This is a genomic window from Chromohalobacter beijerinckii (genome assembly GCF_023061185.1).
In the GTDB taxonomy this organism is placed as follows: Bacteria; Pseudomonadota; Gammaproteobacteria; order Pseudomonadales; family Halomonadaceae; genus Chromohalobacter; species Chromohalobacter beijerinckii.
Genome location: NZ_JAKGAK010000012.1, coordinates 39,807 through 60,050, shown reverse-complemented (window position 1 = coordinate 60,050; position 20,244 = coordinate 39,807). Strand labels below are relative to the sequence as shown.

Here is a 20,244-nt window from a genome sequence, read left to right as displayed (position 1 = left end):
GACATTGGAAGCAGAGAGGGCATGAGCCGTCATGCAAGACGAGCGGAGGCAGGAACAGCAAGAGCAGGAACTGGAAGGGCCGCTTGAAGCGATCGTCGCGCTCGAAACCAGTGCTGCCACGGTGACAGTGGAAGCGGGCGAGAAACGCAGCATGCGGCGTGAGGCGCATATCTCGGCTCATACCGATGTAGACGCCGTTGCACTCTGGTTGCGTGAATTCCAGTCGAGTCCTCAGACATGGCGCGCCTATCGCAAGGAAGCCGAGCGTTTGTTGTTGTGGCTTCAACGGCGCGGCGAAGCGTTAGGGGACGTCCGGCGTGACACGCTGGATACCTATGAACGATTCCTGGCTGACCCTCAACCGGCAGCATTGTGGCAGGGGCCGTCACGGCCTCGACATGCGCCGCAGTGGCGGCCGTTTCGTCAGCCGCTATCGGCGGCCAGCCGGCGCCAGGCATTGGTCATCCTGCAGGGCATGTTCGCCTGGCTGGTCGAGGCGGGATGGCTCGAACACAATCCGTTTCGTCTGATGCGTGACAAGCGTCGTCGCATGGACAATCGCAGCGAACGTATCGAGCGTTATCTCGAAAGGACGCTGTGGAAGCGCTTCTGGGCATGGCTGGAAGTGGCGCCATCCACGAAGGCGGGCGACGGCGCCTATTATCGTTGGGCGCGGCGCCGGTTTCTATTTGGCTTTGCCTACCTGCTGGCGCCGCGCCTCGGCGAGATAGCGCAGGCACGCATGGGCGACTTCATTCAGCGTGAAGGGCGCTGGTGGTGGCGAGTTGTGGGGAAGGGCGACAAGCTGGCCGAGGTGCCGGTTCCGCCTGATATGATGAAACTGCTCGCAGATTGGCGGATGACGCTGGGCATGTCGCCGCAGCCCGAGCCTGACGAGACCACGCCGCTGCTGCGAGCGCTGGATGGCCAGCGCGGGGTAGGGGATAACCAGCTCTATCGGCTGATTCGCGAGACATTTCGTGCGGGCTACCAAGCCCTTGACGACCTGCCGGAAGCCAAGCGCGCTCCGCTACAACAGGCCACGCCTCATTGGTTGCGCCACACTGCATTGACACACCAGGCGCAGGCCGGTGTGGAATTGCGCTATCTGGCCAGTACCGCTCGTCATGCACGTCTGGATACCACCGCGCGCTATCTGCACGCCGAGGCTGAAGAGTGGCATCGTCAATTGGCGCATCACCAGCTCGGGGACGCCGACACACATGGCGATGGCACGTTATAATGAGCAATCGATTTGCGAGGAGGGTGCATGACAGCACGAGAAGCACAAGCCGAACTGGCCGATGAGTTCGCCATATTCGACAACTGGATGGATCGCTACCAGTACATCATCGACATGGGCAAACAATTGCCGACATTCCCTGAGTCGTTGAAAAGCGACGACACCAAGATTCAGGGCTGTCAGTCGAATGTCTGGATCCACGACCGCCTGGAGGATGGCCGGCTGCATTTCGATGCAACCTCCGATGCCGCCATCGTCTCGGGGCTGATCGCCGTTCTGCTGCGGATCTACAACGACCGGCCCCCCAGCGAGATTCAGGCGACGCCGCCGGACTTCCTGGGCGAGCTTGGTCTCGACAAGCATTTGTCACCGACGCGTAGCAACGGATTGCATGCCATGCTTGATCGAATCTATACGGTGGCAAAGCAAGCCGCCTAGCGTGTCTGAATGGTCTGCTAAGTGCCTGCGTTCTCCACGAGCAACGCGGGGCCAGAGGGCCTTCAGCGCGTATTGGAGTGTTCGTGATCGGCGTGAGAGTCGCAGTCGCCTGGCCCGGGCGGCACCGGATCGACACCGCCGGGGTGGCCGGGATGGCATTTCAGAATTCGCTTGAGCGCCAGCCAACCGCCTTTCAGGGGGCCATGAATCTGGATGGCTTCCACTGCGTATTGCGAACAGCTGGGCCAGAAGCGACAGCGTGGGCCAAGCAGAGGACTAATGACGTACTGATAGCCGCGCAGCAGACCGATCATGACACCGGAGAGGCACTTGCCGAGCAGTCGCATGGCTAGCGCTGGCCGTATAGCTCGGCGGGATCCATCAGTGGCGCGCTGCCGACTTCCGCTGTTTCCTCGCCTAATGCAACATAGAAGCAGCTACGCCGCCCGGTGTGGCATGCAGGTCCTTGCTGATCGACGCTCAGCAACAGAGTGTCACCGTCGCAATCGAGATGCGCCGCCACCAACTTCTGAACCTGCCCGGAAGATTCACCTTTGCGCCACGGTTTGCCGCGTGAGCGCGACCAGTAGCAGACACGCCCGGTGGCGAGCGTTTCCTCCAGCGCGGCGCGATTCATCCATGCCATCATCAACACCTCGCCGCTCTCATGCTGCTGCGCAATGGCGGGAATCAGCCCGTCAGCGTTCCAACGCACGGCGTCGAGCAACGTACTGGTCGGTTCGCGCGTGCCTTGCGTTGCCGGCTCGAGTTGCTTGAAGAGATCGGTCATGGCGTGTCGTCGTCTTGGCGTTGGATGAGTTAAGCGGACGCTTGCTCGGTGCAGGATGCACACAGGCCCAGCAGTTCGATGGTTTGTCGCTCGATACGGTAGCCTTGTTGACGAGCTACCTGGGTCAACTGCTCGTTGACGTCGTCGAGGTGCAGTTCTTCCACTCGACCGCACGAACGGCATATCAGTAGTTGGAAGCCATGCGCATGCTCGGGACAAGGGCAGGCAACATAGGCGTTGAGCGATTCGATGCGATGGACCAGGCCTTGCTCAATGAGAAACTCCAGCGCGCGATAGACGGTCGGGGGGCGCGCCGAGGCATGCTCCGTAGCGAGACGGTCAAGCAGATCATAGGCTTTGAGACCGCCTGGCGAGGTGGCAATCATCTCCAAGACACGTCGCCGTATCGGAGTGAAGCGCGCACCGTGCTTGTGGCACTGGCGTTCCGCCTGAGTCAGTAGCGCATGGGAGTCGAGCATCGCAACACCATCGTTCTCGGTAGTGCGGGGCATTCTACGCCGTTGCCCCGGGCGGGGCCAGACGTGCCCGGCCTTCCGCTCCGGTCATGCGGAACTGGCCAGCTCTCCCTCGCGCGCGAAATGCCGCTGTGCGAAAGCGACGCGTGCTTCGACCGAGCGTGTCTCGGCTTGCTTCTCGATCAGGTCCAGTCGCCGCCTTAACCCTTCGCCATTGGCCATCTGAATGGCTAGCCCCGGGCGTGCGTTGAGTTCGAGGAGCATTGGGCCGTGGTGGCGATCGAGCACCATGTCGGTGCCCAAGTAACCGAGTCCGGTCATTTCATAGCAGCTGGCTGCCAGGTGGAGCAGGGCATCCCAACCTGGAACGTACAAGGAGGCCAGGCCGTGGCCGGTGTCGGGATGGTCTTCGCGCGGGCGATTGAACTGCACGCCTCGCAAGGCCGCACCCGTGGTGATGTCGAGCCCTACGCCGACGGCGCCCTGGTGCAGGTTTGCCTTACCATCCGACGCCGCCGTGGAAAGGCGCATCATCGCCATGACTGGATACCCGCGAAAAATAATGACGCGGATATCGGGCACGCCTTCGTAGGTATACGCGGCGAAGACTTCGTCGAAGGCGATCAAGGACTCGATAACCGCGACATCGGGCGTGCCGCCCAGTGAATAAAGCCCGGACAGGATATTGGAAACGTGACGTTCCAGGTCCACCCGTTCGATACGCGCACCACTGGGCTTGACGTAACCACCATCCTGTTGGCGTTCGACGACGAGAATGCCCTTGCCGCCACTGCCCTTGGCGGGTTTGATGACGAAACCTGGTGCGTCTTTCACCATCTCGACGACGTGCTTCACGTCGAATTGCGTGCTCACGGTACCGATCAAGTCTGGCGTAGTAATTCCATGGTGCTTGGCCAGGAGCTTGGTCTGCAGCTTGTCGTCGACGAGAGGATAGAGCCGGCGATCGTTATAACGACCGATGTAGCGTATGTTACGGCGGTTCATGCCAATGACGCCCTTGGCCTGCAACCTGGCTGGAGTCGCCCACATATCAGTCATCCTTCGCCAGGGGCTGGAAGCGTCGCAATTCCAGCAAACGGTATCCGGTATAATTCCCCAGCAGCAGAATCATGGCCATGAGAATCAGCTGTACGCCCAGGAAGTTAAAGGTGATGTGGCGGACCCAAGGATTGTTCATGGCTAGATAGGCCAGCACGGCAGTCAGCAGGCTGCCGAATCCTTGCTTGAGGACTTCTTTCGGGCCTTCTTCCTCCCATAGGATCGACATCCGCTCGATGGTCCAGGAGAGAATGATCATCGGGAAGAAGGTGATGGTCAGCCCCGCATTGAGGCCGAAGCGATAGGCCATGACCGAGAACAACGAAATGATGGCGATGACCGTTATGATCACCGCCGACACTCGCGCCACCAGTAATAGATTGAGTCGCGATAGATAGCTGCGAATCACCAGGCCTACGGCGACGACGAGCAGGAAACCGACCAACCCGGTGATCAAGGTCGTTTGGATGAAGGCCAGAGCGATCAACACCGGCATGAAAGTACCGGAGGTCTCGAGCCCCACGAGAACGCGCAGCAGCACGACGACCAGCGCCCCAATGGGAATCAAAAGGATCGTCTTGAAAAGGGCCTGTTCTTCGATGGGCAAGCTGTGAATAGAGAAGTTCAGCAGGGTATCGTCGGCAAACTGATTGCGCACCGCAACCGATGCCGGCTCGTTATGACGCAACATGGAGAAACTCACGCGAGAGTCGCTGCCCCCCTGGACTTCGAGCACGGCATTGCCGTGACGCTCCCACAGCAAGAGATCATCCGGCTTGCCTTGCTCGCCCGTCCGGGGATTGATCAGTACCCATTTCTCATTTTCGAACACTTGCAGCCACGGGGTCAGCGACTGTCGACGACGGCCGTCTTCCAGCCTCAGCCCATTGACGATCCGAGCGTGAACATTGGCTTGATTGAGTAAGCGGGTCAGCAAGACAGGGCGCTCGTATTGAGAGAGCAGAAGTCGAGCGTTTTCCCCCTGGCGTTGATCGGTGAACTCCTTGATCAACTCACGCGTGAACGTGAAGGCATCCGCCGAGCGCTCATGTGCCTGGTCGATGACTTCTCTCGCAGCGGTATCGTAGGGCCGCTCCCAGCCGATATCGCGTTGCAATGCTGGAGGTTCGGCCAGAAACTCTTCCTCGCCATCGGTCACCAGCAACTGCGCTGAGTAATAAAGCTGCTGGGGCCCATTGGCTTGCCGGATTGCCCACTGCGCATGGCGTGCTTTGTCGTCACGCAGATATGATAGTCCGAACCCCGAAGAGGCGGTGTTTTCCGTCAGCAGACGAAAGCCTGGCTGGTTGGAGGGCAGGGCAAGATCGATTCTGACGGGGCCGTTCTCGGCATCGAAGTTGACCTGTGCCTCGACTTCCCATATCTGGCGTTGCTCGCCCGGCATGAAGGGAACGTCGTAGTGAAAATGTCGGAAGATGGTCAAGATGATACCAATGACCAGCAAGGCGCCGACCAAGAGGTAAAAGGGCACTCGGGACATGCATTATCCTTGTCGACAAAGCGGCGCGCCGTGACGCCGTCCACTTGAGGTTATCGAGATGCGCCATGGGGCGCCGACTCAGCGAGCTTCTTCCTCGCTATCGTTGTCTTGCTGATCCTTTTCCGCCTCTGACGCGCTCTTGCCACCGGGAAATTCCGGCCGCGGATGGATGTAGGCCTGGCTGACGTCGATCAGCGCTATATCCATGAAGAAACGCCGCCCCAGCAAGACGGGGTAATCGAGATGCGAGCGGTCGTTGAGCGTGAACTCGACGCGCTGCTTGAGGGGGCCCAGAGTCATCAGCAGGCTGATCACGGGGCGACTGTCGGTCCCCGAAGCTTGAATGATTTTGACGCGGCGTGTCACCGGTGCCTCGATCGCGTCATCACGTATACCGTCGACGGCTGGCTCGTCATCTTCGAGTGCCAACTTGAAACGCACCCAGCTTTCGCCATCGCGTTCGAATTCCGTCACTTCATGCGCCGAGAGCGAGGATGTATTAGCACCGGAGTCCACACGAGCCTTGAGGTAGGTGCCGACCGTGGGGAAGCCAACCCATTCATTGCGACCCAGCATTTCCTTGCTGGCAGTATCGCTGCGCTCGATGGGGCATGTGGTCACTACGCGAGGTTCTTGGCCGATATTCTCGACATCGGCGCGTAAATGACGCAGCAGCTTGCCATTAGCCCGCACATTGTCACCGATGCGCTGCGCACGCTCGGCTTGAACGCGTAATAGCTCGGTTTGAGTCGAGCAGCGTAGCGCCAGATTACTTTCTAGGCTCTCCAGACGTTGGTTGAAAGCCGTCTCGGTCAAGTCGTCGGTATGATGTGTCGCTTGTGGTACGGCACAGCCTGCGAGTGTCAGTACACCAACACACAAAGCGGAAATAAATAACGAGCGGGAGCGCATAGCATTTTCCTGTCTAGGGCCATCTTGGCAACGCATTGAAACGAAACGAGAGGGCGTGGGGCTCAGGCACCTGAACAAAATCGCGCTTGATCATACGGAGTTGGTTGCTGGGATGTCCATTACTGGCACAAGATAAATATAGAATTTAACATAATATATATTATGCGAACTCGAGGGTTTGTCTTTATGGGTACAATCACCAACACGATTCATCATAGTGTTGAGCGGCCCATCATAGTGTTGAGCGGCGTCTTCGATGGTTTCATCGCCCACTCACGCACAAAAAGAAAACGCTGCCGGATAAGGCAGCGTTTTGCGGACATACTAGACGCTAGCGCTTATTCGTCGACTGGCGCGTAGGAGCCATCTTCGCGGTGCACTTCGCGGCCGGTCAAGGCAGGATTGAACACGCATGCTACGGTGATGCCTTTTTCCTTGCCACGCAGCAGGTGCTCGTCATGCTGGTCGAGCAAGTACATGTCGCCGGCCTTGATGGGATGGATCTTGCCATCGGCCAGCGTTTCGACTTCGCCTTCGCCTTCGTAGCAGAAAACCGCCTCGAAGTGATGCTTGTAATGAATGTGTGTCTCAGTGCCCGGATGAATACGGGTAATGTTGAACGAGAAGCCAACGTTATCGTTGGCCAGCACCAGTCGCGTGCTATCCCAGTTGCCGTTATCGGCTTCAACGAAACGCTCGGTTTTGCGGCACTCTTCCAGGTTACGGACGATCATGTAGCGCAATCCTCTATGGTCTCAATAAAGGGCCCGCGATCTCGCGGGCCGCATCCAATGTCCACTGTAACGCATGTGACGATGACAACTTAGTGAACTAACGAACAATGCATTCCGGCTTAACCTAAAACTTCCTTGACGCTTCGCTCAAGGATATCCAGACCTTCATTGAGATCTTCGTCGGAGATGGTCAGCGGGCACAAGCATTTTACGACTTGGCCGGAGTGACCCGACGTTTCGATGATCAAGCCGTTCTGGAAGGCCTGGGCTGTGATCTTGTCGGCCATATCTCCGTCGACGACATCCAGACCACGCATCAGGCCACGGCCACGTTCACTGGCTTTGTGCCCTTTCTCGGTCATGAAGGTAGCGATCTTCTGGAAGCGCTCTTCAACGATACCGCCTTTGCGCTGCACATCACGCTCAAAGGTATCGTCGCTCCAGAAGTGGCGCATGGCGGCGGCGGCCGTCACGAGCGCAAGGCTGAATCCACGGAATGTGCCGTTGTATTGGCCGGGCTTCCAGATATCCAGCTCCGGGCGCATCAGCACATGTGCGAACGGCAGCCCGTAGCCTGACAATGATTTGGAATTGGTGACGATGTCCGGCTTGATATCGGCATGCTCGAAGCTGAAGAACTTGCCGGTACGTCCGCAGCCCGCCTGGATGTCATCAATGATCAGCAGGATGTCGTGGGCGCGGCAGATTTTTTCCAGACGTTGTAGCCACGCAATGCTGGCCGGATTGATGCCGCCCTCGCCCTGCACCGTTTCGACGATCACGGCGGCGGGAATGTCGAGACCACTGGAGTTGTCGCCCAACAGCTTTTCGAAATAGCTCAGGGTGTCGGTGTCTTCACCCATGTAGCCATCGAAGGGCATGAAGCTTCCGCCCTGCATCGGGATACCACCGGTGGCTTCACGGAACTTGCGGTTACCGGTGGTAGCCAGCGCCCCCATGGTGACCCCATGGAAACCATTGGTGAAGGCGACGATGTTATGACGCCCTTTCGCATTGCGTGCTATGCGAATGGCGGCTTCCACGGCATTAGTCCCCGTCGGCCCCGGCAACTGAACCTTGTAGTTCAGCCCGCGCGGCTTGAGGATTACCTCTTCGAGGGTTTCCAGATATTCGCGCTTGGCCTTGCTCCACATGTCGAGGCCATGAACGATGCCGTCGGACGCGATGTAATCCACCAGCGCCTGTTTGATGTGGGGGTTATTGTGGCCGTAATTCAGCGTGCCGGCGCCCGCGAGAAAGTCGATGTACTGCTTACCGTCTTCAGAGTGCAGTCGGGCACCCTTGGCTTCGGTGAAAACGGTGGGAAACGAACGCGAATAGGTCCGAACTTCAGATTCCATACGTTCGAGAATCTCAGTCTGCATAGCTTGCCTCTTTAAGCGTGTCAAATTCGTTGCGGCTCGAACGGGCCGATTCGGACGAGATTTTCCGGATCGTGCTCGCCACCCAGTTGCCCCGTGGAGAAATACTCACGGCTGTTCAAAGGTGCCTGCCAACGGTCGGCAAGGCGCTTGAACAGCCCCCACGATGCCTCATTATCGGGTGTGATGGTAGTTTCAAGATGACGGACACCGCTCATTCCCGAGCGCATCAATACGGCTTCGACGAGGCGCCGAGCCAAGCCCGTTCCGCGAGCTTTATCACCCACGGCCACTTGCCATAGGAAGTAGGTATCCGGCGCGTTGCGCTTCACATAACCGGAGACGAAACCGACGATCTCCCCTTCTTCGTCCGTGGCGACGGCACAGGTATCGCGAAATTGCGTCGCGAGCAATAGATAGGCGTAGCCCGAGTTGACATCCAATGGGGGGCATGCCTTGACGAGCTCGTAGATCCCCCACCCGTCGTCGGTCGTAGGTTTACGGATGAAAAGAGTCTTCTGTGCACTGCCAATCACGGTGTCGGCGACGCTAGGGCGCGCGAGATCGGCGGAAGGCGTGAAGTTCTCGGTCGTGGGTGTCATATCCATTTTTCGCTAATGGCGAATGTGTTCGCAATAATAACAGCGGCTTATGCATTGATCAAATAAGTCGTTATCGTCATGTCGTAATCACATAAACACACATTATACTTGGATATGCGCATATGGAATGCGCCGCTATCCTGAGCTCATGTAACTCCGACTGCTCTTAGTTTAGTCAATCATGAGTCGTATGCATGCATTGCGTGAAGAGGCCTCGTTGTCGGGTATCAACGCAAACGGGCCACCGAGGTGGCCCGTTTGCTATCCGAAACTGCATCACATCGCTAGCGACGTGACAAGGAGCGCATGGTGACGAACTCTTCAGCACTCGTGGGATGAATGCCCACCGTGGCGTCAAAGTCGGTCTTGGTCAGGCGTGCGCGCACGGCGATGGCAATCCCCTGGATGAGTTCGCCGGCATCGTCGCCCACCATGTGAGCGCCGACTACACGATCGGTTGCGTCATCAACGACTAACTTCATCAGGCAACGTTCCTGACTGCCTGAGAGCGTGTGCTTCATGGGGCGGAAGTCAGCGCGATAGATGCGCACTCCAGCTTCGCACTGCTCGCGCGCTTCTTCTTCGCTCAGACCGACTGTGCCGATATTGGGGTGACAGAAGACTGCCGTGGCGATGTCCTGATAATCCAAGGGCCCCGGCGTTGCATCCCCGTAATGGTGCTGAACGAGATGCATGGCCTCGGCAAGCGCCACAGGGGTAAGTTCGGGACCACCGGTTACGTCGCCCAGCGCCAGGATCGACGGTTCTGAGGTTTGATAACGCTCGTCGACCTTCACGGTACCATCGGGATTGAGCGCGATATCCAGCTCGTCGAGTCCCAGACCGGTTAGGTTCGGGCGGCGTCCGGTGGCCGCCAGCACGACGTCCACTTCCAGTGTTTCGCCGTTAGTCAGGCTCACGCGGTAGGCATCGCCGACCGGCTCGATACGCTCGATGGTGGTCTCGAAGTGCAGGTTGACGCCCTTCTTCTGCATCTCGTCGCGGGTGAACTCACGGACTTCACGATCGAAGCCGCGCAGGAACAGTTCGCCGCGATAAACCAGGTGTGCATCGCTACCGAGCCCGTTGAAGATGCTGGCGAACTCGACCGCAATGTAACCGCCGCCGAGTACCAGGAAGCGCTCGGGAAAGGTTTCCAGATCGAAGACGCGATTGGAATCCACGGCATGTTCCGCCCCCTCGATATCGGGAACCCAGGGCCAGCCGCCGGTCGCTACCAGAATCTTTTCGGCGGAGACCGTCTCGCCGTTGATCTCGACGCTATGAGGCCCGGTAATCCGAGCGCGACCATTGAGTAGCATGACGTTGGCACCTTCGAGCAAACGCCCGTAGATACCGTTGAGGCGCTTGATCTCCTCGACCTTGTTGTCGCGCAACGTCGCCCAGTCAAAGCGCGGTGCTTCGGGCAGCGTCCAACCGAAGCCGGCACTATCCTCGAAGGCATCATGGAAATGCGCCGCATAGGAATAAAGCTTCTTAGGCACACACCCGACATTCACACAGGTGCCACCCAGATAGCGGTCTTCGGCAATGGCGACGCGCGCCCCTGTAGCAGCCGCCGTGCGTGCGGCGCGTACTCCACCGGAGCCCGCGCCGATGACAAATAGGTCGTAATCGTACTGAGCCACGTCGATCTCCTGACTTTTCGATGACGCAGATGATAACAGTCCGGCGAACGCTCAGGGAGGGGCTAGATTGACGCTTGGTGGCACAGGGGGTAAAAGTTGCTTGGATACCCCCTGCATGAAGAGATTTACATGAGCGATATCAAGAAGCTGTTGGAACAGAATCGCCAATGGGCCGCCAGCGTAAGTGAGCGTGACCCGGAATTCTTCGAGCGCTTGTCGCATCAGCAGAATCCCGACTATCTGTGGATCGGGTGCTCGGACAGCCGCGTGCCCGCTAACCAGATCATCGATTTGCCACCGGGCGAAGTGTTCGTGCACCGCAATGTGGCCAACCTGCTGTACCACAATGACATGAACGCGCTATCGGTAGTGCAGTTCGCGGTTGATGTGTTGCAGGTCGAGCACATCATGGTAGTGGGCCATTATGGTTGTGGTGGCGTGCGTGCCGCGATCTCCGATGGCGACAACGGCATGATCGATTATTGGCTGCACAGCGTACGCGAGCTATACAGCGTCAACCGCGAGGCTCTTGCGCCACTATCGTTCGACGAAAAGGTCGACCGGATGTGCGAGCTCAACGTGCGCGCGCAAGTTGCCAACCTGTGCCGCACGAAGGTTGTGCAACGTGCTTGGCAGCGGGGCCAGAACCTATCGGTCCATGGCTGGGTCTACGGCTTGTCCGATGGCTGTGTGACCGATCTCGAGTGCACGGTATCGCAACTCGACGAAGCCTCACACATTCACCGTTTCGACCGCGTCTAAGCTACTCAGAAGAAGCCGCCGGAGCGGAGTTATTCATCTAACGAATGGCGACCATCAAGATTTCGATTGTCGTCTGCCAGCAAAGCTCTTTATGTTGAAGCTGACGATTCTCGTCGCATAACAATACACAATAGGGCTTCAACATGATCGATAAGAAGACTCTCCTGGCTTCGCTGCTGGGCGCCTCCGTCGTGCTTCCCCTACCCGCACTGGCGCAAGATTCGTCCAGCGATAGCGACCCCGTGACATTGCGTATGGCCTACGATGCCGACCCGGTGTCGTTGGACATCCATGAACAGCTCTCCGGTGGCATCCTGCAGCTTTCACATCTGACGCACGATCCCCTCGTGCGCTGGACGAAAGATGTCAAATTCGAACCGCGCCTGGCGGCGGACTGGGAACGCATCGACGACAAGACGATGCGCTTCACGCTGCGTGATGGCGTCAAGTTCCATACCGGTAACGACTTTACTGCCGAGGACGTGGTCTGGACCATCAATCGTCTGAAGCGTAGTGCCGATTTCAAGGCGATCTTCGATCCCATCGCTTCGGCAACGGCCATCGATGAGCACACCGTCGAAATAAAGACGCATAAGCCCTACCCGCTCGTTCTCAACCTCGCGACCTATATCTTTCCCATGGATAGCGAGTACTACTCGGGCGAAACGGAAGACGGCGACCCCAAGGATGAAATCGTCAAGAACGGCGATTCTTTCGCATCTCGCCACTCTTCCGGTACGGGACCTTACGAAGTCGTGGATCGCCAGCAAGGGGTGAAGGTCGAGTTCGAACGTTTCGATGACTACTGGGACAAAGATTCCCCGGGCAATGTCGACCGTCTCGTACTGACGCCGATCGGCGAGAACGCCACGCGTGTGTCGGCATTGCTGTCCGGTGATGTCGATTTCATCGCGCCCGTGCCGCCCAATGATCTGGACCGCGTCAGAGCCGACAAGAATGTTGAGCTGACCACCATGTCTGGCACTCGCATCATCCTCATGCAGCTCAACCAGAAGCGTGTGGAAGCGTTCGAGGATCCACGTGTCCGCAAGGCCTTCAACTACGCAGTGAATCAGCAGGCCATCGCCGACCGGTTGATGAAAGGCTTTGCGACTCCCGCCGCGCAACTCTCTCCCAAGGGCTACGACGGTTACAACGACAGCCTGGAACCGCGCTACGACGTCGAGAAAGCCAAGGAGCTGATGAAGGAAGCCGGCTACGAAGATGGCTTCTCGGTCACCATGATGGCGCCCAACAACCGCTATGTGAACGACGCCAAAATCGCCCAAGCGGTGGCCACGATGTTGTCGCGCATCAATATCGACGTGGACCTCAAGACGCTACCCAAAGCTCAGTATTGGGGAGAGTTCGACGACCGCGCCGCGGATATCATGATGATCGGCTGGCACGCCGATACAGAGGATTCCGCCAACTTGTTCCAGTATCTCACCGAGTGCCCGGACCCCGAGACGGGAGCCGGCCAGTACAACGCGGCTAACTACTGTAACCCAGAGCTCGACGAGAAAGTGGCGCAGGCGAATGTCGAGACGGACCGCGCCAAGCGTGCCGAGATGTTGCAAGCAGTCGAGAAGGCGCTGTATGACGACGCCGCCTTCATGCCGTTGCACTGGCAGGACCTCGCTTGGGCGGCGAAGAAAAACGTCAAGCTCGAGCCCGTGGTGAACGTCATGAACTTCCCGTATCTCGGGGATCTCGTGGTCGAGCAGTAAGGGCGCGACCATGCAATGCCGCCATTGGGCGGCGTTGCCCTATTCCCATCCACGATGTTTCTCCGCCCCGGCCCTCTCAGGGCATGGGACGGAGATGCCCGTTTAACAGGACACGCCATCCATGATCGCTTTTCTGATCAAGCGACTGATGCATGCCTTCGTGGTCATGTTCGTCATCAGCGTTATCAGTTTCGCCATCCAGAGCAATCTGGGCGATCCCATCCAGCAGATGGTGGGACAGTCCGTGCCGGAGAGCCAGCGGGCCGAACTGCGAGAAGAACTGGGGCTCAACGACTCCTTCCTCGTGCAGTACGGCCGCTTCGCAGTCAACGCTCTACAAGGCGATTTCGGTTATTCATACTTTTTCAATGAACCGACGACAGAGGTCATTCAGCGCCATTTACCGGCGACGCTGGAACTGGTGATTGCTGCGACACTGATCATAGTGGTGTTCTCGGTGCCCATCGGGGTCTACTGTGCCATACGCCCGCGATCAGCCTTGTCACGCTTTTTCATGAGCGTGTCTATCATCGGTATTTCGATCCCCGTCTTCTTGACGGCCATCATGTTGATTCAACTCTTCGCGATCGGCGTCGACTTCTCACCATTTCCGTCGGGTACGGGATGGGGGCAATGGCTCAACGGTTTACTGTCCACCGAAGGCGGAATGCCGTCATACGGGCGTGGCAACGACTTGACGCATCTCTTCGGCACATGGGATAGCAACTTCTTCTCCCTCGATGGCCTGACGTACCTGGTGTTGCCCGCCGTTTCGTTGGCGTCGATCATGCTGCCGCTGTTCATTCGTCTGATACGTGCCGAAATGCTCGAGGTACTGCAGTCGGAGTACGTCAAGTTCGCTACGGCCAAAGGGATCTCGCTCAAGCGTATCTACTTCGTGCATGCACTCAAGAACACTATGTTGCCGGTCATTACCGTCGGCGGTGTGCAGCTCGGCACCATGGTGGCCTACACCATCCTGACCGAGACCGTCTTCCAGTGGCCGGGTATGGGCCTGATGTTCCTCGAAGCCATCCAGCGCTCAGATATTCCGCTCATCGTGACTTACCTGATGATTGTCGGCTTGATCTTCGTGGTGACCAACACGCTGGTTGATCTGATCTACGGGCTGGTCAATCCGACAGTGAAACTGACAGGGAAGCCGGCATGACGACAACGACCGCAACAACGCCTTCCCGCTGGAAGCGTTTCCGTAATTCTTATCTGGTCTACAGCTTCAAGCGTGATTGGATCGCGCAATTCTGCCTGGCCATTTTCCTATGCATTCTCTTGGGGGCGGTTTGCGCGCCGTGGCTCGCACCGATGAACCCCTACGATCTCACCCAGATCAATATCCTTAACTCCGAGCTTCCTCCCATATGGATCGACGGCGCTGATGCCCTCTTCCCTTTGGGCACCGATGCCCAGGGGCGTGACCTGCTGTCGACGATTCTCTATGGCGCGCGCGTCTCGCTGATCATCGGCTTCGGTGCAGTGATGCTCCAGGCGCTGATCGGCGTTACTGTGGGGCTGTTGGCCGGTTACTTGGGTGGCCGGATCGATGCGTTTCTGATGCGTCTGGCGGACATTCAGCTGTCGTTCTCGACATTGATGGTCGCCATCATCGTCGGGGCGTTGATCAAGGCTGTGTTCGGTGGTGCCGTATATAGCGACTACGCCGTCTGGCTGCTGGTGTTGATCATCGGGCTTGCCGAATGGCCGCAATACGCCCGCACGGTGCGTGCTTCGGTGCTGGCCGAGCGTTCCAAGGAATACGTGGATGCCGCTCGCGTCATGGGGTATCGCGACCGTCGGATCATGTTCCGCCACATCTTACCCAACACGCTCTCGCCGATTTTCGTCATCTCGACCGTGCAGATCGCCAACGCCATCATTTCCGAGGCTGCCCTCTCCTTTCTGGGCTTGGGCATGCCGGAAACTCAGCCTTCTCTGGGCTCATTGATCAAGTCCGGCTTCGATTATCTACAGTCCGGGTCCTGGTGGATCACCCTGATCCCAGGCGCAGTCCTCGTGGTACTAGTGCTGGTAGTCAACTTGCTTGGCGACTGGCTGCGCGACGTCATGAATCCTCGGCTCTACAAGGGATAACGCACATGGCTTTACTCGAAGTTTCCAATCTCGATGTGCGCTTCGCCCTGCGCCAAGGTGAGGTGCGCGCCTTGCGCGACGTCAGCTTCACGCTGGATCGTGGCGAGCGTCTGGGCATTGTCGGCGAATCCGGCGCGGGCAAATCGGTGGCCGCGTTCACATTGCTCAATCTTATCGCCAAGCCGGGGTATATCGCCGACGGCAGCATTCGCTTCGAGGGCAACGACCTGGCGCGAATGTCGGCACGCGAGCTGCGCCGAGTGCGGGGTAACCGGATCTCGATGATCTTTCAGGATCCGATGATGACGCTCAATCCCGTGCTGTCCATTGGCGAGCAGATGGTCGAGAGCCTCAAAGCGCATCGGCGTATCTCGACACGCGAAGCGCGCGCCATCGCCCTGCACAAGCTCAAGCAGGTTTATATCCCATCGCCGGAAACGCGTCTGGATCAGTATCCTCACGAGCTCTCCGGAGGCATGCGCCAGCGAATCATCATTGCGATCGCGCTCCTGCTGGACCCGGATATCATCGTCGCTGACGAGCCCACTACGGCGTTGGATGTGACGATTCAAGCCGAGATCATGACGCTCCTGCGTGAGCTGTGCGAGAAGCACAACGTGGGGCTGGTGTTGATCACCCACGACCTGGGCGTGGTCAGCCAGATGACTCAGCGTACGCTGGTCATGTATGCCGGACGCGTCATTGAGCAGGGCCCAACGCGCGAGATCATCAACAATGCCCAGCATCCTTACACACAAGGCTTGCTCAATGCTCTGCCACAGATGACCACGCCAGGCAGTCGTCTCAATCAGATTCCCGGCTCGATGCCATCACTTGCCAATACACCGAGCGGCTGTGCATTTCATCCACGTTGCCAATATCGTTACGACGCTTCGGGGCAGCCGCGTCGCGATTGCCTTGAAGAGGTCCCCGAGTTCGTTACCTCGGGAAATTGCGACGTCGCGTGCCACATGGTGCGTGACATGCTCGCCAAGGAGGCCTCATGAACGCCGTTGCCACCCAAGCATCACCCGCGACCGCCTCACAGAACCACGCGAAGGCTGAGTCCCTGCTGGAGGTTCGCGGGATGTACAAGCATTTCCCGCTGGCCGATGGTTTTCTTGAACAGTTGCACTTCGAAAAAGGCCGTCTGGTGCGGCGCAATGAGCAGGTGCATGCCATCAACGGTGTCGACCTCACCGTTCACCGAGGCGAGGCCTTGTGCGTAGTCGGCGAGTCCGGCTGCGGCAAATCCACCGTGGCGCGACTGGTCATGGGGCTATTGTCCCCCAGCGCCGGGGAAATCAGTTATGACGGTCAACGCATCGATAATATGCGTGGCAAGCGGCTGCTGCCCTATCGTCAGCGCATGCAGATGATCTTCCAGAATCCATATGCCTCGCTTAACCCACGCATGACGATTCAACAGACGCTGGAAGAACCCCTGCGCTTTCACCACCCGGATTGGACGACACCGCAGGTTCAAGACAAAGTGGCCGACGTGATGGCGTCGGTAGGCATCGACCCCGAATGGGGTAAGCGCTTCGGGCACGAATTCTCCGGCGGTCAGCGCCAGCGGATCGCGATTGCCCGGGCGTTGGCCGTCGACCCCGAGTTCATCGTCGCTGATGAACCGATCTCGGCGCTCGATGTGTCGATCCAGGCCCAGGTGCTCAACCTGCTGATGGACGCACAGGCCGAACGTCACCTGACGTATCTGTTCATTACCCATGACTTGGCGGTCGTCGAGCATTTCGGCACGCGTGTAGCCGTCATGTACTTGGGGACGGTGTGTGAGCTAGCCGATACGCGCTCGCTGTTCGCGAGCCCCAAGCACCCCTATACGCAAGCACTGCTCTCGGCGATTCCCCGTCTCGAAGACGACCGCCCCGAGCATGTACGCCTTTCCGGCGAAGTACCCACGCCGGTTCACCTGCCCTCGGGCTGCGTCTTTCATGGCCGGTGTCCACACGCCATGGAACGCTGTCGCCAGGAAGTCCCTCAGCTCATCGTCACCGACGATGGCAACCAAGTGGCGTGTCATGCGGTCGAGGAAGGCCGAATCTGAGCGTATCGTGGAGCAAGACACTTGCAGCGCCCCGCCCACCTGCGCGTGACGGGGCGCTGCCATGCAACGCCACACGCCTCGGCTGGCGTGCGGCGTTAACGATGATGGATGGCGTCTGAAGATGGAAATTCGCTGGCTCGAAGACTTCATCGTGCTGGCCAGGGAACGCCATTTTTCCCGGGCCGCCGATGCCCAGAACGTGACCCAACCAACCTTCTCGCGGCGTATCAAACTGCTCGAGGAGGAAATGGGCACCACATTGATCAATCGCCAAACCCTGCCGTTGAGCCTGACGCCCGCCGGCGAGGAGTTTCTAGCGCTTTGCGAGCAGATCACCGAGCGCGTGCGATTGACGCGTGACCGTTTGCAGTCAATCGCCACCGACGAGGCCAGGCGCATCCTACTGGCCGCGCCACAGAGTTTGGTGTCGAACTTCTTGCCTGGTTGGCTCGATCAGCACGCCCTGAGACCGTCGATATCGCCCTACTTGCGCGCTACGAGCTGGTTGATCGGCGATTATCTGCATGGGCTGGAACGTGGCGAATGTGACTTGGCGCTATTGTATTGGCCGCGCGGACGGATCGCCTTCGATCTTGAAATGAGTGAGCTTAAATATCTGAGTCTGGGCGAAGAGCGACTCGTCCCGGTGAGCGCCCCCGATGCCGAGGGGCGTTCGCGCTTCTCGTTGCCGGGAGCACGCCGCCAGCCCCAACCGCTGATCGCCTTTCATCCACGCGGGTTGATGGCGGCCGCGCTCGAGGCGCACCTCGGCCGCCAACCGGGCCCTGTCTACCTGACCACGCTCAATGAAAGTGTGCAGGCCACCAATATTCGCGAGCTGGTAGTACAAGGCTACGGGCTTGGCTGGCTGCCGCAGCGCAGCGTCATCACGCCAATGGCCAATGGTGAATTGGTGCGTGCTGGCGATGAGCGTTGGGATGTCCCGCTGGATCTGCGTTTGTACGCGCGCAAGGATTCACGTCACCCCGGTTTGCCCGGTTTATGGCAACAACTCGAGGCAACGTACTCCAACGCCTGAAGGTACTTGCCGAGCAAGCGCAACGCGTTAAGCTACAGATAGATTCGCAAGAGCCACACTGATGTCACGCACGCTGTTTTCCGCCGATTTTTGCGCGCCAAGAGGCTTGGGTAATCGCCATGTGCAGACCCTGTTGCCCCGCCTTCGCCGTTTGCCCCCGCTAGCGCGTGAAACGGAAATCATTAACCTACCCGATGGCGATTTCGTCGAGCTTGCCTGGGCCCTTCCAGCTCCTACGCGGGCGGACGCACCGATTTTCTTGCTATTTCATGGCTTGGAAGGCTCGTTCGACTCCCCGTATGCACGTGAGTTAATGCGCATGGCGAGTGAAATGGGCTGGCGAGCGGTACTGATGCACTTTCGTGGCTGTGGGCAGGCACCCAATCGGCTCGCCCGGGCCTATCATTCGGGCGATACGGCGGATGCCTACTGGGTCATTGGACAGTTGGCGCTACGTTATCCACGCGCCATCAAAGTGGCGGCCGGTGTCTCCTTGGGAGGCAACATGCTTCTCAAGTTGGTGGCCGAGCAAGGCGGTGACGGTCTCGATCTGGCCGGGGCCATCGCCATCAGCGCGCCACTCGATCTGGCGGCCAGTGCCGATGCACTCAACCGCGGCTTTTCCCGCATTTATCAGCGTCACCTGCTTCACGCCCTCAAACGCAAGGTCACCACCAAGCTGGCGGCCGGCCCCCTGCCGATCGCACTCAGCGCGCGACAGCTTGCGGGGCTGGAGACGTTCTGGGCATATGACAATGCAGTCACGGCACCTTTACACGGCTTTCAGTCGGCCAGTGACTATTATCGGCGCGCCTCCGCCGGCCGCCTGCTGGGCGACATAGAACTGCCGACCCTCATCCTGCACGCCGCGGATGACCCGTTCATGCCCGCCGATTTGTTCTCCCGGCTGCCGGCCCCAGGCGATGCCGTGCGCCTGGAAATCGCCCATCAGGGCGGGCATGTCGGCTTTGTCGAGTCACGCCAAGGCCGACTCGGCTCCTGGCTGGCACGGCGTGTTGCATGGCAGTTGGAATGCTGGGCCCAGCATCTGGCGCCCCATCGCACGTTGGCGACCGGGCCCTAATGGTTGATGCCAGAAAAGTGCCTGCGCTTCACGTTACCGGGCAGGCCACTCCGGTACCCTTGAGGCCGCAATACCCCGCCGGGTTTTTGGCTAGATACTGCTGGTGATACTCTTCCGCGTAGTAAAAGGCCTCGAGCGGTGCGACTTCAGTGGTGACATGCCCCAAATCTTGCTGACGTAGAGCCTGGTCGTATTCCTGCCAGCTCTTGTCGACCAGTGGGCGCTGCAGCTCATCCGTGGTGTAGATGACGCTCCGGTACTGGCTGCCTATGTCGTTGCCTTGTCGCATACCTTGCGTCGGATCGTGCGCTTCCCAGAAAGCACGTAGCAATTCGGGCAACCCGATTTCGGTGGGGTCGAACACGACGTGGACCACCTCGGCATGTCCGGTATGTCCAGTGCAGGTTTCCTCGTAGGTTGGGTTAGGCGTATAGCCACCAGCATAACCCACCGCGGTCACGTAAACGCCCGGCATTTCCCAGAACAGACGCTCGGCTCCCCAGAAACAACCAAGCCCTAGCACGATTTCCTCATGCCCTTCTGGGAACGGCGGCAACATCGAGCGGCCGTTGACATTATGAGTTCCGCTGATACGTATGGGCGTATCACGCCCCTCGAGTGCGGTTTCCGCCGTGGGAAGCTCGAGCGATTTTTGTGACAACATAG

The 20,244-nt window shown here is 58.7% G+C and carries 21 protein-coding genes; 10 read left to right on the top strand and 11 right to left on the bottom strand.

The window, feature by feature from the left end:
- Window positions 1-151 precede the first annotated feature (151 nt).
- Together L1075_RS10480 and L1075_RS10475 are read left to right on the top strand one after the other, a co-directional pair.
- Complete coding sequence (locus tag L1075_RS10480) at window positions 152-1,243, top strand: tyrosine-type recombinase/integrase (RefSeq protein WP_246941790.1); 1,092 nt, start codon at window positions 152-154, stop codon at window positions 1,241-1,243.
- A gap of 27 nt (window positions 1,244-1,270) precedes the next feature.
- Window positions 1,271-1,681, top strand: coding sequence for a SufE family protein (locus L1075_RS10475; RefSeq protein ID WP_040241166.1), 411 nt, complete (start codon window positions 1,271-1,273; stop codon window positions 1,679-1,681).
- Window positions 1,682-1,743: 62 nt separating this feature from the next.
- Here L1075_RS10475 and yidD read toward each other — a convergent pair whose 3' ends face one another.
- The 10 genes from yidD to gorA form a co-directional block, all read right to left on the bottom strand.
- Window positions 1,744-2,028, bottom strand: a complete 285-nt coding sequence (gene yidD / locus L1075_RS10470; protein WP_052444937.1) for a membrane protein insertion efficiency factor YidD — start codon at window positions 2,026-2,028, stop codon at window positions 1,744-1,746.
- 2 nt (window positions 2,029-2,030) lie between these two features.
- On the bottom strand, window positions 2,031-2,471 hold the full coding sequence (gene hisI / locus L1075_RS10465) for a phosphoribosyl-AMP cyclohydrolase (protein ID WP_246941751.1): 441 nt from the start codon (window positions 2,469-2,471) through the stop codon (window positions 2,031-2,033).
- 29 nt (window positions 2,472-2,500) lie between these two features.
- Window positions 2,501-2,950 carry a Fur family transcriptional regulator gene (locus tag L1075_RS10460; protein ID WP_040241161.1) on the bottom strand — a complete coding sequence of 150 codons (450 nt, stop codon included), beginning with the start codon at window positions 2,948-2,950 and terminating at the stop codon, window positions 2,501-2,503.
- An 84-nt stretch (window positions 2,951-3,034) separates the two neighbouring features.
- On the bottom strand, window positions 3,035-3,997 hold the full coding sequence (locus L1075_RS10455) for an alpha-L-glutamate ligase-like protein (RefSeq protein WP_246941748.1): 963 nt from the start codon (window positions 3,995-3,997) through the stop codon (window positions 3,035-3,037).
- A gap of 1 nt (window position 3,998) precedes the next feature.
- Window positions 3,999-5,507: an inactive transglutaminase family protein gene (locus L1075_RS10450; protein ID WP_246921927.1), complete on the bottom strand. Its 1,509-nt coding sequence runs from the start codon at window positions 5,505-5,507 to the stop codon at window positions 3,999-4,001.
- Between the two features lie 78 nt (window positions 5,508-5,585).
- The gene (locus L1075_RS10445; RefSeq protein ID WP_246941745.1) at window positions 5,586-6,419 is read right to left on the bottom strand and encodes an ATP-dependent zinc protease family protein; all 834 of its coding nucleotides are present in this window, start codon (window positions 6,417-6,419) and stop codon (window positions 5,586-5,588) included.
- A 338-nt stretch (window positions 6,420-6,757) separates the two neighbouring features.
- Window positions 6,758-7,153 (bottom strand): ectoine synthase, encoded by a 396-nt coding sequence (locus L1075_RS10440; RefSeq protein ID WP_075369299.1) that lies wholly within the window; start codon window positions 7,151-7,153, stop codon window positions 6,758-6,760.
- A gap of 119 nt (window positions 7,154-7,272) precedes the next feature.
- Window positions 7,273-8,538: a diaminobutyrate--2-oxoglutarate transaminase gene (gene ectB, locus L1075_RS10435; RefSeq protein WP_246941743.1), complete on the bottom strand. Its 1,266-nt coding sequence runs from the start codon at window positions 8,536-8,538 to the stop codon at window positions 7,273-7,275.
- Between the two features lie 20 nt (window positions 8,539-8,558).
- Entirely contained in the window at window positions 8,559-9,137 is a 579-nt protein-coding gene (gene ectA / locus L1075_RS10430) for a diaminobutyrate acetyltransferase (RefSeq protein WP_040241148.1), read from the bottom strand.
- A gap of 284 nt (window positions 9,138-9,421) precedes the next feature.
- On the bottom strand, window positions 9,422-10,786 hold the full coding sequence (gene gorA, locus L1075_RS10425) for a glutathione-disulfide reductase (RefSeq protein WP_246941740.1): 1,365 nt from the start codon (window positions 10,784-10,786) through the stop codon (window positions 9,422-9,424).
- Between the two features lie 129 nt (window positions 10,787-10,915).
- On the opposite strand from gorA, the gene can reads away from it, so the two are divergent.
- The 8 genes from can (at window position 10,916) to L1075_RS10385 (ending at window position 19,578) form a co-directional block, all read left to right on the top strand.
- Window positions 10,916-11,548 (top strand): carbonate dehydratase, encoded by a 633-nt coding sequence (can, locus tag L1075_RS10420; protein WP_040241145.1) that lies wholly within the window; start codon window positions 10,916-10,918, stop codon window positions 11,546-11,548.
- A gap of 143 nt (window positions 11,549-11,691) precedes the next feature.
- Window positions 11,692-13,278 (top strand): ABC transporter substrate-binding protein, encoded by a 1,587-nt coding sequence (locus L1075_RS10415; RefSeq protein ID WP_246941737.1) that lies wholly within the window; start codon window positions 11,692-11,694, stop codon window positions 13,276-13,278.
- Window positions 13,279-13,399: 121 nt separating this feature from the next.
- Window positions 13,400-14,449 carry an ABC transporter permease gene (locus L1075_RS10410; RefSeq protein ID WP_246941734.1) on the top strand — a complete coding sequence of 350 codons (1,050 nt, stop codon included), beginning with the start codon at window positions 13,400-13,402 and terminating at the stop codon, window positions 14,447-14,449.
- Window positions 14,446-15,387, top strand: a complete 942-nt coding sequence (locus L1075_RS10405) for an ABC transporter permease (RefSeq protein WP_178998665.1) — start codon at window positions 14,446-14,448, stop codon at window positions 15,385-15,387. The genes L1075_RS10410 and L1075_RS10405 overlap by 4 nt, the downstream gene beginning before the upstream one ends.
- 5 nt (window positions 15,388-15,392) lie before the next feature.
- Window positions 15,393-16,394 (top strand): ABC transporter ATP-binding protein, encoded by a 1,002-nt coding sequence (locus L1075_RS10400; protein WP_246941731.1) that lies wholly within the window; start codon window positions 15,393-15,395, stop codon window positions 16,392-16,394.
- On the top strand, window positions 16,391-17,455 hold the full coding sequence (locus L1075_RS10395) for an ABC transporter ATP-binding protein (RefSeq protein ID WP_246895260.1): 1,065 nt from the start codon (window positions 16,391-16,393) through the stop codon (window positions 17,453-17,455). Before L1075_RS10400 ends, L1075_RS10395 begins: the two co-directional genes overlap by 4 nt.
- A 121-nt stretch (window positions 17,456-17,576) precedes the next feature.
- A complete protein-coding gene (locus tag L1075_RS10390) occupies window positions 17,577-18,494 on the top strand; it encodes a LysR family transcriptional regulator (protein WP_246941788.1) in 918 nt (305 codons plus the stop codon).
- Between the two features lie 61 nt (window positions 18,495-18,555).
- A complete protein-coding gene (locus L1075_RS10385) occupies window positions 18,556-19,578 on the top strand; it encodes a hydrolase (protein ID WP_246941728.1) in 1,023 nt (340 codons plus the stop codon).
- 28 nt (window positions 19,579-19,606) lie between these two features.
- Here the strand turns inward: L1075_RS10385 and msrA are convergent, their stop codons facing one another.
- Window positions 19,607-20,242, bottom strand: a complete 636-nt coding sequence (gene msrA, locus L1075_RS10380) for a peptide-methionine (S)-S-oxide reductase MsrA (RefSeq protein ID WP_246941726.1) — start codon at window positions 20,240-20,242, stop codon at window positions 19,607-19,609.
- Window positions 20,243-20,244: the final 2 nt, after the last annotated feature.